Source organism: Mycobacterium sp. PS03-16 (assembly GCF_004570325.1).
In the GTDB taxonomy this organism is placed as follows: Bacteria; Actinomycetota; Actinomycetes; order Mycobacteriales; family Mycobacteriaceae; genus Mycobacterium.
On sequence record NZ_SPQO01000001.1, the window covers coordinates 133,550 to 150,471 of the forward strand.

At 72.0% G+C, this 16,922-nt stretch carries 12 protein-coding genes; 8 read left to right on the top strand and 4 right to left on the bottom strand.

Annotated elements, in window-relative coordinates:
- Positions 1 to 32: 32 nt before the first annotated feature.
- Positions 33 to 2,798, bottom strand: a complete 2,766-nt coding sequence (locus E4P42_RS00775) for an AAA family ATPase (protein WP_135122444.1) — start codon at positions 2,796 to 2,798, stop codon at positions 33 to 35.
- Between the two features lie 373 nt (positions 2,799 to 3,171).
- On the opposite strand from E4P42_RS00775, the gene E4P42_RS00780 reads away from it, so the two are divergent.
- Entirely contained in the window at positions 3,172 to 4,713 is a 1,542-nt protein-coding gene (locus E4P42_RS00780) for an alkaline phosphatase (protein WP_135122445.1), read from the top strand.
- A gap of 1 nt (position 4,714) precedes the next feature.
- Here E4P42_RS00780 and E4P42_RS00785 read toward each other — a convergent pair whose 3' ends face one another.
- Positions 4,715 to 5,299 (bottom strand): MarR family winged helix-turn-helix transcriptional regulator, encoded by a 585-nt coding sequence (locus tag E4P42_RS00785; protein ID WP_135122446.1) that lies wholly within the window; start codon positions 5,297 to 5,299, stop codon positions 4,715 to 4,717.
- Positions 5,300 to 5,545: 246 nt separating this feature from the next.
- Between E4P42_RS00785 and E4P42_RS00790 the strand changes: the two genes are divergently transcribed.
- The 7 genes from E4P42_RS00790 to E4P42_RS00815 all read left to right on the top strand — a co-directional run bounded on the left by E4P42_RS00790 (position 5,546) and on the right by E4P42_RS00815 (position 13,348).
- Positions 5,546 to 7,360 (top strand): bifunctional serine/threonine-protein kinase/transporter substrate-binding domain-containing protein, encoded by a 1,815-nt coding sequence (locus E4P42_RS00790; RefSeq protein ID WP_135122447.1) that lies wholly within the window; start codon positions 5,546 to 5,548, stop codon positions 7,358 to 7,360.
- Positions 7,361 to 7,417: 57 nt separating this feature from the next.
- Positions 7,418 to 7,636 carry a hypothetical protein gene (locus tag E4P42_RS00795; protein ID WP_135122448.1) on the top strand — a complete coding sequence of 73 codons (219 nt, stop codon included), beginning with the start codon at positions 7,418 to 7,420 and terminating at the stop codon, positions 7,634 to 7,636.
- A 69-nt stretch (positions 7,637 to 7,705) separates the two neighbouring features.
- Positions 7,706 to 8,956: a KasA/KasB family beta-ketoacyl-ACP synthase gene (locus E4P42_RS00800; RefSeq protein ID WP_135122449.1), complete on the top strand. Its 1,251-nt coding sequence runs from the start codon at positions 7,706 to 7,708 to the stop codon at positions 8,954 to 8,956.
- A gap of 45 nt (positions 8,957 to 9,001) precedes the next feature.
- Entirely contained in the window at positions 9,002 to 11,248 is a 2,247-nt protein-coding gene (locus E4P42_RS00805) for an alpha/beta hydrolase-fold protein (RefSeq protein ID WP_135122450.1), read from the top strand.
- Between the two features lie 86 nt (positions 11,249 to 11,334).
- Complete coding sequence (locus tag E4P42_RS00810) at positions 11,335 to 11,784, top strand: hypothetical protein (RefSeq protein ID WP_135122451.1); 450 nt, start codon at positions 11,335 to 11,337, stop codon at positions 11,782 to 11,784.
- Positions 11,781 to 12,293: a hypothetical protein gene (locus E4P42_RS26860; RefSeq protein ID WP_167759303.1), complete on the top strand. Its 513-nt coding sequence runs from the start codon at positions 11,781 to 11,783 to the stop codon at positions 12,291 to 12,293. Before E4P42_RS00810 ends, E4P42_RS26860 begins: the two co-directional genes overlap by 4 nt.
- Positions 12,290 to 13,348 carry an NAD(P)-dependent alcohol dehydrogenase gene (locus E4P42_RS00815; protein WP_167759304.1) on the top strand — a complete coding sequence of 353 codons (1,059 nt, stop codon included), beginning with the start codon at positions 12,290 to 12,292 and terminating at the stop codon, positions 13,346 to 13,348. The genes E4P42_RS26860 and E4P42_RS00815 overlap by 4 nt, the downstream gene beginning before the upstream one ends.
- On the opposite strand, the gene E4P42_RS00820 is transcribed toward E4P42_RS00815, so the two are convergent.
- Together E4P42_RS00820 and E4P42_RS00825 are read right to left on the bottom strand one after the other, a co-directional pair.
- Positions 13,335 to 16,043 carry a helix-turn-helix transcriptional regulator gene (locus tag E4P42_RS00820; protein WP_167759305.1) on the bottom strand — a complete coding sequence of 903 codons (2,709 nt, stop codon included), beginning with the start codon at positions 16,041 to 16,043 and terminating at the stop codon, positions 13,335 to 13,337. The two genes, E4P42_RS00815 and E4P42_RS00820, sit on opposite strands and share 14 nt — an antisense overlap.
- Positions 16,044 to 16,065: 22 nt before the next feature.
- Positions 16,066 to 16,833: an SDR family oxidoreductase gene (locus E4P42_RS00825; protein ID WP_135122454.1), complete on the bottom strand. Its 768-nt coding sequence runs from the start codon at positions 16,831 to 16,833 to the stop codon at positions 16,066 to 16,068.
- Positions 16,834 to 16,922: the final 89 nt, after the last annotated feature.

The window sequence follows — 16,922 nt, forward strand, 5'->3', positions numbered from 1 at the left end:
TCCCCGGCGCCGAAGACGAATTGGGGAATCCCCTACTCTTTATCGGCTTCGAGCTCCTCGAGCCGGCGCGCCAGCGCCACGCGGCCCCGCACCGCGAGTTTGCGGTACACCCGACCCAGGTTGGCCTCGACGGTCTTGATGCTGATGAACAGGGTGGCCGCGATGTCGCGGTTGCTCATGCCGGATGCGGCCAGTTCGGCGACGCGCTGCTCGGACGGCGTCAGGCCCTGATCGCGCGACGGCCGCACGTTGACCCGGGCGAGTTCGTCGCGGGCGCGCTGCGCCCACAGCGGAGTCCCGATGTCGGTGAAGGCCTGCAACGCCTCGCCCAACGTCGCCGACGCGGCCTCCTTGCGCCGTTGCCGTCGCTGCAGCTGCCCCAGCAGCAAGGCGGTGCGGGCCTTCTCGAACGGCATGGGCAGCCGCTCATGCTGGGCCATCGCCTCGGTGACGGCCGCGACGGCCTCGTCGACCTCCCCGCGGGCGGCCAGCACGATGCCCTGACATCGGCCGGCCACGGCCAGCATCCACGCCCGGTCCATCTGGCGACCGGTGACCGCGAGTTCGTCGATCAGCGCCTCGGCCTCGGCGCCCCGGCCGACCGCCACCAGTGCTTCCACGGCATCGGGGACGAACCAGGCGCTGTAGAGCTCGCGGCCGGGGGTCACCCGGTAGTCCGCGAGCAGCGGCTCGAGTGTGGTCAGCGCCTGTGGGTAGTTGCCACGCGAGACCTCGAGGAACGACAGCACGCCCAGCGGCCACCACGTCATGCGCGTCGTCCCGCACCGGCGGGCCAGTTCGAGCGACGCTTCGGCGTCGCTGCGCGCGGCGTCGACCTGCCCGGAGTAGGCACGCACGGTGGCGCGCACGCCCAGGGCGACGCACAGGGAGTGGTTGCCGCCGGTCTGTTCGGCGCGTTCGACGGCGTCCTCGGCGAAGGCGGTGGCCTCGTTGAGCCGGCCACGCCACACTTCGACCAGGGCGCCGAGATCGGCGAGCGCCAGCAGGTCGCGGTCAGCGCCGCGGTCGAGGCTGTGCTGCCGAAGCTCCTGCATGGTCTCGTACGCCTCGTCGAGCCGCCCGATCCAGGCGTCGATCAGGCCTTGAACCGCACGCGCCCGAAATGCCAGCGGGACTTCCTCTTTCGGATCCTCGTACTCCAGCGCACGCTGCAGACCCTCGTCGTCGACGCCCCGGCCGTACAGGCAGCGGCTGACCACCCGGACGGTCAGCGCCTGGCCGATCAACCGTCGGTCGCCGGTCTCTTCGGCGATGGCGACCGCGCGGTCGATGTCGTCCAGCGATTGATCGTGTTCCCCGCAGTTGCCGCGCGCGATCGCCAGCGAGAGCAGGCAGTGCACCTGCAACGCCGGATCGCTGTCGCTGTCGGCCAGCGCCTCGGTGAGCAGTTCGATCCCGGGTGCGAAGCTGTCGTTGTCGATCACCAGGCCGGCGAGCTGCAGGGCCGCCATCGCCCGCAGCGGACCGCGCGGCATTCGGGGCAGAGTGGCGGTCAACAGGTCCCGGGCGCGGCCGCTCTCGCCTGCGGTGTAGTAGTGCGCGGCCGCCTGGAGCCGGCGCAGGTCGGTATCGCCGCCGAGGCGCATCGCAAACTCCAGCAGTTCGGCGGCGGCCGCCGGCGCACCGCGCCGCCGGGCGGCGTCGGCGGCCGCGTCGAGGGCGGCCAGGGTGTCGTCGTCCTGGCTGGTGGCGGCCAGCGCGAGGTGGCGGGCCTTGAGTTCGGGCTGGGCGATGACGCCGGCCAGCCGGCGGTGCATGTGTCGGCGCCGTGCGGGCCCGGCCTCGAAGTACACGCCGCGGGCCAGCAGGGGATGGGCGAAACGGACTCGGGGCCCGTCGATCTCGACGATGCCCTGGGCTTCGGCGGACTCCAGTAGGTCGATCACCTCGTGAGGGGGTCGCTGGGTGGCGCTGGCCAGCAGTTCGACGGTAGGGGCGGCGACGCAGGCGGCGGCGAGCAGCACGTCGCGGGCCACTTCGTCGATGTCCTGGATGCGCCGGCGGACCACCTCGGTGAGCGTGGCGGGTAGTACCGGTTCGCCGGCGGCGGTCTGCTCGGACATGGCGCGCGCGAGTTCCAGTGCGTAGAGCGGGTTTCCGCCGGACGTCTCGGCGATGCGGATCAGCGTGGGCCGCGGGAAGGAGCGGCCCAGGCGTTCGGAGAGCATCGCGTGCAGGCCGCCGAGGCTCAGCGGCGCGACGCGGTGGCGCCGCATCCGGTCCGGTTCCACCAGCTGCAGCCAGCCGGTCTGGTGACCGCCCGGGGGTTCGGTGCGCTCGGTGACCAGCAGGCCGACCGGACAGGTGAGGCGTCTGGCGGCGAAGCCGAGCACGTCGCGGCTGCACACGTCGAGCCACTGGACGTCGTCGACGGCCAGCACCAACGGACCCTGCCGGCACAGCACCTCGATGGTGTTGTGGACGGCGGCGGCCGCGACGCGCTGATCGGTCTCGGGCCCGTCGGCGTCGCCGCGCAACAGCAGCCGGTCCAGTGCCAGCCGCTGCACGTCGGGCAGCTGCGCGGTGACTGAGGGGTCGACGTCGTCGAGAAGGTCGGCGACTGCGGCGTAGGCGAGGGAGGTCTCGGCCTGGCCGGCGCGGGCGGTCAGCACGCGGTAGCCGCGGGTGCGGGCGTCGTCGACGGCGGTCAGCCACAGCCGGGTCTTGCCGATGCCGGCTTCGCCCTCGATCACCAAGCCGGTGGGGCCCTGCGCGGTATCGGCGAGGAACCGTGCGACAGCCGTGGCGGCGGCTGACGCTTGGCGTGCGACACCCATCAGGTCATGATCGCAGACCAGCAAAGGTCCCGCGAAACCGACTAGAGGTATTAATTGTGACGTCACAGGTGCTCAAACCCCGCAACAGTGGCGTGGTCTTTGCATAATCAACATTGCCTGCCGCAAATATGCCCTCGCGTCAGCGGCTTTGTCCGGGCGGCACCACGGCCACCGGTGAGAGCCACGCCACAAGCGGGGCGTGCTCACGTTCCCGCCGAGACTACGGTTGCTGATCGTTTCGGCGCGAAATCCGTCAACAACCGTAGTCTCGGCGCCCGCCACCAGTCCGCCTAAGCCCGAGTCGTCATCGAGGTGACAGCCGGCGTACACCCGGCGTACCCGGTCCGGCAGATCGGGTTTCCGACACTCGGCCGTGTCTCTGCCCCGTCGGGATCTGCTCAAGGGCGCGCTCGCGCTCACCGCCCTGCCCCTGGCCGGCTCCGCGCTCGGCCGGACCGCTTCGGCCGCCACGCCGGATCCGTTCACGCTCGGCGTCGCCTCCGGTGACCCCGCGCCGGACGGGATGGTGCTGTGGACGCGGCTGGCCCGGAACCCGTTGGCCGACGACGGTTTCGGCGGGATGCCCGCCCGGCCCGTCGACGTGGAGTGGGAGATCGCGGCCGACGACCGCTTCACCCGCGTCGAACAGCGCGGCGTCGTGACCGCCGTGCCCGGGTCCGCGCACAGCGTGCATGTGGAACCGGTCGGGTTGCGGCCCGGCGCCGAGTACTTCTACCGGTTCCGCGCCGTCGGGCACGTCTCGCCGGCCGGCCGGACCAGGACGGCCCCCGCGCCGGGGTCGCTCGCGCCGCTGACGCTGTGCGCGGCGTCGTGCTCGCACTACGAGCAGGGGTGGTTCACCGCCTACCGGCGCCTCGCCGAAGACCAGCCGGATCTCGTTGTGCACCTGAGTGATTACCAGTATGAGTACGAGGGCGGCCGCGGCGGGCGCAACCGGGTGCGCGACCACGTCGGGCCGGAGACCGTCACGCTGGCGAACTACCGGCAGCGCTACGCGCAGTACCACGCCGACCCCGACCTGCAGGCCGCCCATGCGATCGCGCCGTGGCTGACGGTCTACGACGACCACGAGCTGGCCAACAACTGGGCCGACGACATACCGGAGAAGGCCGACTCCGCATTCCCGGCCCGGCGGGTCGCCGCGCTGCAGGCCTACTACGAGAACATGCCGCTGCGCCGGTCGGCGCTGCCCCGCGGACTCGACATGCAGCTCTACCGCCGGGTGCCGTGGGGTGCGATGGCGACGTTCCACATGCTCGACACCCGGCAGTACCGCAGCGACCAGGCCTGCGGGGACGACTTCGGCTCCGACTGCGCCGAGCGGTGGAATCCGTTGCGTACGTTGACCGGTCCGGCGCAGGAGGCATGGCTGATCGACGGGTTCCGGCAGTCGTCGGCGCGCTGGGACGTGCTCGGCCAGCAGGTGTTGTTCTCCCAGATCGACTTCGCCGCCGGCGCGCCGTTGGGCATCAACCCCGATGCGTGGGACGGCTACGTCGCCAACCGCGACCGGGTGGTCGCGGGGCTGGCCACCTCATCGGTGCGCAACGCGGTGGTCCTCACCGGTGACGTGCACGCCCACTGGGCGGCCGAGGTGCACCGGCGGGCGGGCGATCCGACATCGCCGGTGGTGGCGACCGAATTGGTGACGACGTCGATCAGTTCGGGCGGCGACGGCTCGGACACCCGCCCCGATATCGACGCGGTGCTGCCCGAGAACCCGCACGTGCGGTACTTCAGCAACCGGCGCGGCTATGTGCGGGCCCGGCTGTCGGCCGACGAGATGCGGGCCGACTTCCGGGTGCTGCCGTACGTCTCGCGTCCGGGCGCCGAGGCCGGCACCGGGGCGTCGTTCGTGGTGCCCGACCGCAACGCCGCTCTGGTGGCGCTGTAGGTCAGAACCCGTCGGGGTTCGGCGCGAGTGCGGCGTTGATACGCCGGCAGTTCTCTGCCAGCGCCGCGATCTGTGGCCGGGTCAGCGGGGCCAGGTAGTTCGCCCGCACAGCCTGCCCGTACGTGGCCAACGCCTTGTCGAGCAGCGAGCGCCCGTCCTCGGTGATCGCGGCCAGCACGTAGCGGCCGTCGTGATCACTGGAGACCCGCCGGGCCAGCCCCCGCGCCTCGAGCCGGTCGACGCGACGGCTGACGCGGCTCGGCGTCGACACCAGGGTTCCGGCGAGCGTGCCCATGCGCACCGATCCGGTCGGCGACTTGGCGAGCTCGTGCAGTAGGCGGACGTCCTCGAGGGTCAGCCGATACGCCTCGTTGAGGTCGTGGTTCAGCCGGGCCTGTAGGCGCAGCGCGGCGTCGAGATAGTTCTGCCAGGACCGGAGTTCGCCGATGTCGAGGCCCGGCATGTCGCTCGGGGTACGCCCAGTCGCTGTCACTTGGTATGTACCCCCGATGCCGGCGCGGTGCGGTGCTGAACCCTCCGCGCGGTGACCAACGCCGACCTTTCGGTCCGCTACCTGCTGCAACACCGCAAATCCCCCTGTCAGCACCGGTCGGACGACAGCCAACCGTTCCCCTCGACTGGTTTGTTGCCGTCAGTGTCTTTCGCGGGTGTGCGCCGAGGAATCGGGGGTTTCCCTACCGTTAGTTGCTTTGCCATACCCGGGGTGTGTTTGCCGGTTGGCGGGTCTGTCCGCCCGACCGGCGACATCGCAGGAGAACGTGCGGTAGCTTCTCCTCGACACACCGATTGGCCGCTGCCGAGGAGTAAGACGGTGGACGCGACCCCATTCGGGCACTACCAGCTGCAACAGCTGATCGGCCGAGGCGGGATGGGTGAGGTCTACAGGGCCTACGACACCCACACCGACCGCATCGTCGCGCTTAAGGTCCTACCACCGCACATGGCGGCCGATAAGACGTTTCAGCGCCGCTTCCGGCGCGAATCGCAGGCCGCGGCAGGGGTGCAGGACCCGCACGTGGTGCCGATCCACGGCTACGGGGAGATCGACGGCCGGCTCTATCTCGACATGCGGCTCATCGAGGGCCGCAACCTCGGCACCATCCTGCAGGAGGCCGGCCAGCCGTTGCTGCCGTCATTCGCGGTGAAGGTGGTCGAGCAGGTCGCGACCGCGCTGGACGCCGCGCACGCGGCCGGGCTGATTCACCGCGACGTCAAACCGTCGAACATCCTGATCACCGACCGCGACTTCGTGTACCTCATCGACTTCGGCCTGGCCCGCACGGCCGGGGAGCCGGGGATGACGACGGCGGGCAGCACGCTGGGCACGCTGGCCTACATGGCGCCGGAGCGGTTCAACGGCGGCACGATCGACCCACGCTCGGACATCTACGCGCTGACGTGTGTGCTCTACGAATGCCTCACCGGCGCACGGCCCTATCCGGCGGACAGCCTGGAACAACAGATCGCCGGGCACATGGTGCAGCCGGTGCCCAGACCGTCGGCGTCGGATCCCAAACTGGCCGCCTTCGACGAGGTGATCGCCAAGGGCATGGCCAAGAAACCCGAGAAGCGCTACCGCAACGCCGCAGAACTGGCCGCCGACGCCCGGCGCGCGGCCGCGGCGCCGGTGCGGGTGTCGAGCCGCTCCGGTCGGCATTCCGCGCGCCCGGCGCGGATCCCGGTGCGACGGCGGCTGACCCGGCGCGCCGCCGCGGTGGCCGGTGCGGGCCTGGTGCTGGTCGCGATCTCCGCCTTCGGGGCGTGGCAGTGGAGCGGTGGCCCGGAGCGGACGCGGGCGCCGCGTCAGGTGGTGGTCGCCGAGGACACCGCGACGCAGACCCCGGCGCCGACGCCCGGCGCCGTGCCGTCGATCGCGGCCACGGTGCCCGCCGACATCCGCGAGTCGGGCCGGCTGATCATCGGGGTCAATGTGCCGTACGCGCCCAACGAGTTCCGCGACGCCTACGGCGAGATCGTCGGCTTCGACGTCGACCTGATGACCGCGGTCAGCCGGACGCTGGGCCTGACGCCGGAGTACCGCGAGACCGCGTTCGAGAGCGTGATCCCGTCGGTGCAGTCGGGCGCGTTCCACGTCGGCATGTCGTCGATCACCGACACCCCGGCGCGCGAGGAACTCGTCGACTTCGTGACGTACTTCGAAGCGGGCACGCTGTGGGCGCAGCGCGCGGGGTCGGCGGTGAATCCGGATGATGCGTGCGGGCTGCGGGTCGGCGTGGCGTTCAGCGTGATCCAGGAGACCGACGAGCTGCCCGCCAAGAGCGACGCCTGCGTGGCGGCTGGCCGCGCGCCCATCGAGAAGGTCGTCTACACCGAGCAGGATGCGGTCACCGCGGCGCTGGTCGCCGGTGACGTCGACGCCATGTCGGCGGATTCCCCGGTGACGGGTTTCGCGATCAAGACCTCCGGCGGCGCGCTGGCGCCTGCGGGCGAGGTGTTCGACTCGGCGCCCTACGGCTGGCCGGTGGCCAAGGGGTCGGGGCTGGCCGAATCGCTGCGCCAGGCGCTCGAGCACGTGATGGCGACCGGTGAATACCGCACCATCGCGACCATCTGGGGCGTCGAGCGCGGGATGATCGACGCGCCGGCCATCAACCGCGGGGGCTGAGCCGCCGCCAAATCGGCGCGTCCGCACCCCCGGACGGTGCCGCAGAATCGAACCATCATGGACTCAGGTTTCGAGGACACGCCCGCGCGTCACTCCGGTGACCGGGCGCGGGTGTGCCGCGCCGACGGGCGGCGCAACCTGCGGCGACACCGCTGCCGGCACCGCTTCGAGACCACACTGGCCGCCAGATGCGGTGCGGCAGCCGAGAACCCGGTCGGCAGCCCGCTCGACGAGGACGGCGAACCGGCCGGCGGGGAACGCGACGACGACGAGTGACGCCGCCCGGCCCGGATGCGATAATCGGTGCACTCGACAACATCGCTAGCGAATGAGGGATGCGCAGGCATGGCCGCGTTGAGAACGGGGGACGGGCTCGTCGACGTCGTGGTGACCGCGGTCGCGTCGACCACCGCCCTGGCACCGGACGCCGAACAGACCTGGCAGCAGCTGCTCGACGGGCGCAGCGGGATCCGCGAACTCGACTCCTGGTTCGTCCACCAGCTGGACTCCCCGGTGCGGGTGGGCGGGCAGCTCGTCGAGGATTTCGACGAGCACCTCAACCGGGTGGAGCTGCGCCGGCTGTCCTACATGCAGAAGATGTCGACGGTGCTGGGCCGCCGCCTGTGGGAGGCCGCCGGTGCGCCGGAGGTGGACCTGCGGCGGCTGATGGTGTCGATCGGGCTCGCGCTGGGCTCCACCGAGGAGATCCCCGCGCAGTACGACGCGTGGCGGTCGAAGGGTCTGCGCGCGGTGTCGCCGCTGGCGGTGCAGATGTACATGCCCAACGCACCCGCCGCCGCGGTCGGGCTGGACCGGCAGGCCCGCGCCGGGATCAGCTCGCCGGTGATGGGCGACGCGTCGGGCGCGGCGGCGATCGCCCAGGCGTGGCGGCAGCTGGTGCTCGGGGAGGCCGACATCGCGATCTGCGGTGGGGTGGAGACGAAGATCGAGGCGGTGCCGGTGGCGGCGTTCACCGGCATGGGGGTGCTGTCGACCAGCCACGAGCCGCCCGCGCGGGCGTGCCGCCCGTTCGACAAGGACCGCGACGGCATGGTGTTCGGTGAGGGCGCCGGGCTCATGCTGATCGAGACCGCCGACCACGCCAAGGCCCGCGGGGCGACGATCCTCGGCCGGGTGATGGGCGCGGCGATCACCTCGGACGGGTACGACCCGGTCGAACCGGATCCGAGCGGCGTTCCCGCCGGTGACGCGATGACGCATGCGATCGAGCTGGCCGGCCTGGCGCCGTCGGACATCGACCACGTCAACGCGCACGCCACCGGCACCGTGTTCGGCGATGTCGCCGAGGCCCGCGCGATCCGGCACGCGCTGGGCGGGCACACTCCGGCGGTGTACGCGCCGAAAGCGGCGCTGGGCCATTCGCTCGGTGCGGCAGGCGCGGTCGAGGCGGTGCTGACCGTGCAGGCGCTGCGCGACGGGGTGGTGCCGCCGACGCTGAACCTGCAGACGCTGGACCCCGATGTCGATCTCGACGTGGTGACCGGCGCCCCGCGGCGCGGCGACTACCGCTACGCGGTGAGCAACTCGTTCGCGCTCGGCGGCTACAACGTCGCGTTGGTGTTCGGCGCGGCGTGACCAACCGCCCCGCATAAGCGGGGTTGTCTCCGTATGTTCGGGTGGATGTCAGTGATCGACATGGCCCTTCTGCCGCTCCGCCTCGCGCGCAAGGTGGCCGACGCCGTCCTCGGCGCGGTCGCGCCGACGCCGCCCGACGAACCCGAACGCATCCTCGTCGACGGGATGCCCGAGGGGGTGCCGCCCGCCGCGCTGCGCCGGGAGTCGCCGCTTCCCGTCCCCCGGACATGGCCGTTCGGTGAGCAGTTCCCCCGCACCTGCGGCACCGGACGATTCGCCGACGGGGCGCTGTTCTGGACCGACTTCCTCTACGACGACCACGGCGCCGCGGGACTGCCGGTCAGCCTGCCCACGGGCGGCGCGCCGGCCCGCGGCACGTACGTCTACCCCGACGGGCCCGCCGCCCGCAACGGCGCCGACATCTTCCGTGTCGCGATCGGCCTGACCGACACCGACACCTGGTGGCGTGTCGACTGGAACACCCTGCTGGACAGCGGCATTCCGATCGCGATGTTCACCTTCGACACCGATCGCGGGACGGCGCCCACCAACGACTGGCCGGCCAACGCGGGGATCCGCTCGGCCGGCATCGACCTGGCGTTGGTCATGTCGGGTGCCGCGGCCACGCTGATCGACCTCATCACCGGTACGCGCACGCCCGTCGAGCACCGCGTCGACATGACGTCGCGGACCTTCCTGGCGAAGATGCCACGCGCCCTGGTCGATCCCACCGGCACGTGGACGGTGCGGCTGGCCGCCGGGCTGGCCGACGAGAACGGCGACGAGTTCGACGAGGTGCCGTTCGTGCGGGGCGCGGGCCCCGGCCAGCCGAACGTCTACAACCTCGCGTTCCGCACCCGCGATCAGGAGAAGGTGCGGTTCAACTTCTGGTCGGATCAGGCGCAGGCGGACGCGCTCGCCGACGGCGACGTCTCCCAGTTCTCGCTGGCGGTGCCGTGGGACCAGCTCGCCGACCGCATCACCACCGACGAGCCGCTCGTGACGGGGGTGTCCACCCGCTGGTACCACTCCTCGATCGAACTGGGCCAGGGGGTGGAAAGCGGCAACATCCTCGACACCCGCCCGCAGTTCCTCGGCCGGGTGCAGCCGTACTCGGTCTGCCTGCCCGCCACGTACGCGCCCGGCCGGCGGCTGCCGCTGACCCTGATGCTGCACTCGCTGGCGCTGGGCCAGAACCAGTACGCCGCATTCGACCCCAAGCTGCTGGCCGAGATCTGCGACGGGCGCGACTCGGTGGTGGTGACCCCGCTGGCGCGGGGACCGGCCTGCTGGTACTTCGACGAGGGCGAGCTCGATGTGTGGGAGGTGTTCGCGCGCGCCGTCGAGGCTTTCGACGTCGACCCGAATCGCACCGTGATCGCGGGCTATTCGATGGGCGGGTACGGCACCTACAAGTTGGGACTGACGTATCCGGAGGTGTTCGCCCAGGCGGTCGTGCTGGCCGGCCCGCCGACGTGCGGGGTGCGGCTGGTCAAGGGCGTCGAGGCGCCCGCCGACTTCGACCCGACGTCGCACTGCGCGCAGGAGGGGGACACCTGGCCGCTGCTCGAGAACGCTCGCTGGCTGCCGTTCGTGGTCGCGCACGGCTGGCTGGACCAGCTGGTGCCGTTCCCGGGGATCGTGCAGCAGATGTTCCGGCTCGACAAATTCGGGTTCCGGTACCGGTTGGCCAACTACCCCGCCGAAGACCACGTGGCATTCCTGCTCAAAGACGACTTCGACGACCCGGTCGCTCACATGGGCACCGGCCCGCGGCAGTCCGATCCGGGCCACATCACGTTCACCTGGTACCCGCAGCTGGTGCGCGACGACCTCGGTATCGGGCCGCACCGGGTGTGGTGGATCTCCGAGCTGGTCGCCGCCGCGGAGGTGACGCGGACGCGGGGTGCGGTCGCGAGAGTCGACGCGCGGTCCGAGGCGCGGCCGGATCGGACGCGGACGGTCAAGCGGCGCACGGGTTTCATCACCGACTTCGACCCGACACCGGGGCTGTACACCGAGCTGGTCTGGCAGTTGGGCGCGCCCGTCGCCCCGATCCCGCGGCTCGACCTCGAGTTGTCCGGGGTGGCGAGCCTGGCGGTCGACGTCGTCCGCTGTGGTCTGGTCGACCGCCTGCCGTCGGCGATCGACGTCGCTACCGACCATGCCGTGCGGATCCGGCTCGCCTCGCTGCCGCCGGGGACGACGGTCGAGCTGGACGGGTCTCCGGCGGGCGCGGTCGTCGAGGTGCCGGTCGGCCGGTACCGGATCACGCTGGCCCGCGCCGCCTGACGAACAGAACCCGGCAATTTCGCCGGTCCGACGCGGACCCCTCCCGTCCGACGATGGCGGCATCACATCGTTGCGAAGGAGGAACAATGCATCGCACCGTCCGGCTGTTGCTCTGCTGGTTCACCGTCTACTTCATCAGCACCGGGGTCTGGCAGCAGGCCGCTCCCCGCTCGTTCTACGACCACTTCCCGGGGTTCGGGATGCACTGGGTCGACATCGACGGCCCCTACAACGAACACCTGTTGCGTGACGTCGGCCAGTTCAACCTGGCCTTCGGGGTGCTGGCGCTGACGGCCCTGCTCATCGGGGGCGTGTGGCTGGCCCGCGTGACGGGGATGGTCGCCGTCGTCGCGGCCGTGCCGCATCAGATCTACCACTCCTCCCACCTCGACGTCCTGCCGAATCTGGCCGAGCAGGTGCTGCAGACGACCACACTGTCGTTCGTGTCGATCACCGCGATCGCGCTGACGGTCCTGGCGTTCCGGATGCCGGTGCCCCAGCACGAGGCCGCGCCGGTGTATGCGGGCCGGCCGTGACCGCCGCCGACGTCCTCGAGTGGGTGTGGCAGCGGCACCACAACGTGCTCAGCTGGTACATCCGGCCGCTGTTCCTGGTGCCGCTGGCCTGGTTCGCCTACCGGCGCAGCGGCGCCGGTATCGCGGGCACGCTGATCGCATTGGCCACCAGCATGTTCTGGTTCCCGGCACCGGTCACGGTCGACCCCGAGGTGGCGGAGTTCCTCGCCTTCGAGCGGGACTGGCTGACGGGCGACTGGACGCCGGCGAAGATCGCGCTGACGTCGCTCGTGCCCGCCAGCCTGGCCGCGTTCTGCCTGGCGTTCTGGCGCCGCTCGCTGCTGTGGGGCGCCGTGCTGCTCAACGTGATGGCCATCGGGAAGCTGGCCTGGGGGGTGTTGGCCGGCTCCGGCACGGGCTGGGCGATGACCGTGCCCGCGCTGGGTGGGCTGCTGCTCGGCGACATCGCCGTGATCGCTGCCATACGGTATCGCCGAAGCCTTCGGCATCCGGAGAGGACAGTCCCATGACCACGCGCCGCGCCATGGTGCTCGACGACTTCGGCGGACCGGAGAAGCTGCGGCTCGCCGAGCTGCCGATGCCGGCCCTGCGCCACCCCGACGAGGTGCTGGTGCGCGTGCATGCCACCAGCGTCAACCCCATCGAGTGGAAGATGCGCAGCGGCCTGGGTGTCCCGAAACCGGTGTGGCGCCGCCTGATCGGTACACCGATGATCCTCGGTCAGGACTTCGCCGGCGAGGTGCTGGCTGCCGGCGACGACGCGGGTGGTCTCGCGCCGGGCGACGCAGTGATGGGTGCGCTGCCGGTCGCCGGCGCCTACACCACCCACCTGACCGCCCGGGTCAAGCACCGCCGCACCGCGATCATCCGTAAACCCGACGCCGTATCGCACACCGAGGCGGCGGTGACGCCGTTCGCCGGTCTGGTGGCGTACGCGGGGCTGGTCACCTACGGCGGCCTCACCAGTCCCGGTGCCCGGGTGCTCGTCGTCGGTGCGTCCGGTGGCGTCGGGCACCTGGCCGCGCAGATGGCCAAGGCGCTGGGTGCCGACCTGGTGGCCGGGGTGTGCAGTTCCCGTAACGAGGCGTTCGCCCGCGGCTGCGGGGTCGACGAGGTGCTGCCCTACGACCGCATCCCGCTGCGCGACATCCCGAGTCACCAGCCGGATTGGGCCCACAGCTTCGACCTGATCCTCGACTGCGTCGGTGACGACGGCTACTTCACGGTGCTGGCGCCGTGGCTGCTGAAGCCCGCCGGGCGCTTCGTCACGGCGGCGCTGCCGTCGTCGCGGCCGGGTAGGCCCGGTGAGGACGTCGGCCTCGTCGACGGGGCGGGCTTGTTCGCCCGCATGCTGCGGCGGCGCGTCACCGGACGCTACCGGCTGATCCCCGGCCTGTTCGGCCTCCCGGTGACCGACGGCATGCCGGCGATCGCGCGGTGGCTCGGCGACGGGTCACTCAGACCGCTCATCGCGTCGACCTATCCGCTGACAGATCTTCCCGCCGCTCACCGCGAGAGCGAGAAGGGCCGCACCGTCGGCAAGATCGCCGTCACGACGGCGTGACGCTGCCGGCGAGCACGCGGGACAGTTCGGTGCGTGAGGTGACGCCCAGCTTCGTATAGACGTTGCGCAGGTGAAAGTCGATGGTCCGCCGCGACAGGTAGAGCTTCGCGGCGACGTCGGAGTTGGTCAGGCCCTGGGCGACGAAGCCGGCCACCTGCGTCTCCTGCGGGGTGAGCCGGGCGAAGTCGGTGTCGTCGCGCCTGCGGACGCTGCGACCACAGGCGCGCAACTCCACCTGGGCGCGTTCGGCCCACGGGGCGGCGCCCAGCGTGTCGAAGGTGTCGAAGGCCTCCTGCAGATGGTCGCGCGCGGCCGTCCGTTTGCGTGCCCGACGCAGCGCGGCGCCGTACTCCAGTGCGGCACGCGCCCTTTCGTGCGGACGGACGGCGTTGCGGTGATGCGTCAGCGCCACGCCGTACGCGTCGAGATCCCCGTCGACCAGCCCGTGAGCGTGTGCGGCGCGGGCCTGCGCCCACGCCTGCCCGGTGGCGGTGGCGTAGGCGTCGAGCTGTGCCAGCCACTCGCGGGCGAGCGTGTCTTCGTCTGTCCGGCACGCCGTTTCGATGCGGTCGAGCGACGACCACACCATAACGACGGGATGTCGGATCTCCCGGAGGCGGTGGAACGCGGGGGCGGGCTGGTCGCGGGCGAGCTCCAGTACGCCCTGCGCCCATCGCACCCAGTCCTCGACGAAGCTCATCGGGCGGCCGGCCGCGATCGCCAGCGCCCGCTCGGCGAATCCGGTGCAGGCGTCCGCGTCGCCGCGCAGGGCGGCGTGCAGCGCCAGGCAGGCCAGTCCGTGTCCGGAGATGCCCGGCTGGCCGATGGCCTCGGCCAGCGCGACGGCCTCGGTGGCGGCCGCTTCGCCCGCGGCCCAGCGTCCGGCGAGGAGGTCGGCCAGCCCGGTGCGGGCGCCGGCGATCGGTATCACGCCGATGTCGCCGCTGTCCCGCGCCAGCGCGACGGCCTTGGCGCTGTACGTATGGGCTGCGTCGTCGTCGCCGAGGTAGAACCCGGCCCGTCCGGCGACCATGAGCAGCGGCGGTTCGGTGAGGGCTTCGGCGGCCTCGACGGCGCGGGTGAGCGCGGGCACCGCGGCGGCCGGCCGGCCCGTGAAGTGATTCGCGGTCCCCGACAGGATGTCGACGGCGAAGCGCTCGCGCACGCTGTCACCCGCGGGCAGCTCGGCGGCCAATGCCCCCAGTGAGATCACCGCGTCGGTGTCGGTGGCGTTGGAGGCCGCCTCGGCGGCGAACAGCAGCAGGTTGAGCGCCTGCGCCGGCGCGGCGGCAGCGACCTGGCCGGCGGCCTCCCGGACGGTCCGGTACGCCGCGGTCGACATCCCCGCCGCGAGCTGTGCCATACCGGCGAGGGACTGGATGTGGGCGCGGGTGGCGTCCGACATGGCCAGCGGCTGGGCCCGCTCGAGGACCGCGGCGGCCCGCTCGGGCTGCCCGGCGCGCCAGGCCCGTTCGGCGCTCTGGGCCAGGCGGCGGGCCTGCCCGTCGGTGTCGGGGGTCAGGTCGGCGGAGCGTTCGAAGGCGGTCGACGCGGCGGCGAACGCGCCACGCTGGTCCGCGCGGGCGGCGGCCCGAGCGAGGTCGTCGGCCAGTGCGGCATCGGGTGCGACCGCGGCCGCGGCGCGGTGCCAGGCGCGTCGATCCGGATCGGTCGCGGCGTCCAGAGCCTCGGCGAGCGCGCGGTGGACGGCTTGGCGGTCACCGAACGCGGCGCCCTGGTAGATCGCCGAGCGCACCAGCGGATGCCGGAACTCGATGTGGCCGTCGGCGACCCGCACGATGCCGGCCCGCTCCGCGGCGCCCATGGCCGAGCCGTCGACGCCGAGGGCCGACGCCGCGGCGAGGACGGTCGGCAACCGGCCGGTGTCGTCGGTGGCGGCGACGAGCAACAGGTGGCGCGTGGGCGGCGGAAGCCGCCGAACCTGGTGCAGGAAGGCGCCTTCCACCCGCGCGGTCACCGGAAGCGGTACGGGCAGCGGCCGGCGGCCCGACAGGTGGTCGGTCTCGAGGGCGTGGGCGAGTTCGAGCAGCGCCAGCGGGTTGCCGCCGGCGGCGGTCGTGAGCTGGGTGCAGACCTCGGGGTGGACGTCGGCGCCGATCTCGGCCGCCAGCAGTTCCGCGACCGCCGCCGCATCCAGAGGTGACAGGTGCAGAGCCGGCAGATCGTCGAACGGCAGGTCGGCCGCACCGTCGCGGACCGTCAGGGCCATCGCGACCGGTTCGGCGTCGAGGCGGCGCCCGACGAACGCCAGCGCCTGAGCCGACGCCGAGTCCAGCCAGTGCGCGTCATCGACGGTGACCAGCGCCGGCGCCGCCTCGCCGAGCAGGTTGAGCACCGCCAGCGAGATGAGGAAGCGATCATCGGGGTCGCCGGACTCCATCCCGAAGGCGCGGCGCACGGCGCGGCCCTGCGGTTCGGGCAGCCGGTCGATCCGGTCCAGTACGGGCCGCAGCAGGCGGTGCAGGGCCGCGAACGGCAGGTCGGCTTCGGGTTCGACGCCGCGGGTGCGTAGGACCGTGAATCCGGCCTGAGCCTCCGTGATGGCCTCCTGCAGCAGGGCCGACTTCCCGACGCCCGCCTCACCGCGGATGACCACCACGCGGCCGACGCCGCGGTGGGCGTCGCTGAACACCGACTTCAGGTGTCGCAGTTCTCGTTCGCGGCCGGCCAGCACGACCCGATCGTAGGACCGGCGGTCATGCCACCGGCGTCTGGGCGCGTTCGGCGAGGAACTCGGCGAAGGTGCGGCCTGCCGTCGGTCGGGCCGTCGCGGCGCCGTCCCGCCATGCCGCCGAGAAGGCACCCGGCACCGGCACGGTCACGATCCGCGTCCGGCGGCCCGCAGCGGCCCGCAGCCGGCGGACGGCCTCGGCCCACGTCATCTCCTGCGGTCCGGCGAGGTCGGGGAGCCGGCCTGCGGGCCCGGCGTCGACGGCGTCGGCGAGGTGGGCGGCGACGACGCCGATGTCGACGGGCTGGATCCGCCAGCCGCGGGGCGCGACCGTCACCGGGAGCTTGGCCAGTACGCCCAGGGTGTCGGCGGTGAACTCGTGGAACTGGCTGGCCCGCAGGATCGTGTACGGGATGCCGGACTGTTCGATGAGCTGCTCGACCTCGATCTTGGCGCGGTAGTAGCCCAGCGGGATGCGGTCGGCGCCGACGATGGAGATGTAGACGAGGTGACGCACACCGGCCCGCACGGCGGCGGTGAGCAGGTGCCGTGTGCCCTCGACGTCGACCTGCTGCGGGCGCTTCGGATCCGAGGCGAGGTGGACGACGGTGTCCACGCCGGCCAGCGCGTCGGCCAGGCCGGCCCCGGTGCCGAGGTCGCCGGCGACCACGTCGGCGTGATCGTGCGGGCGGCGGGTGCGGCTGAGGATCCGCACGCGGTGGCCCCTGCCGGCCAGCTGGGCGACGACGTCGCTGCCGAGGAGGCCCGTGCCGCCGGTGACCAGGATGTTCATGTCCGCTCCTTCGCTTCGTGTCGTGCGTACAGGAACGAAGCTAGGGCCGGGCGGTTGCCGGGGCACCGGCACAATTGCCGGGTTTTGCG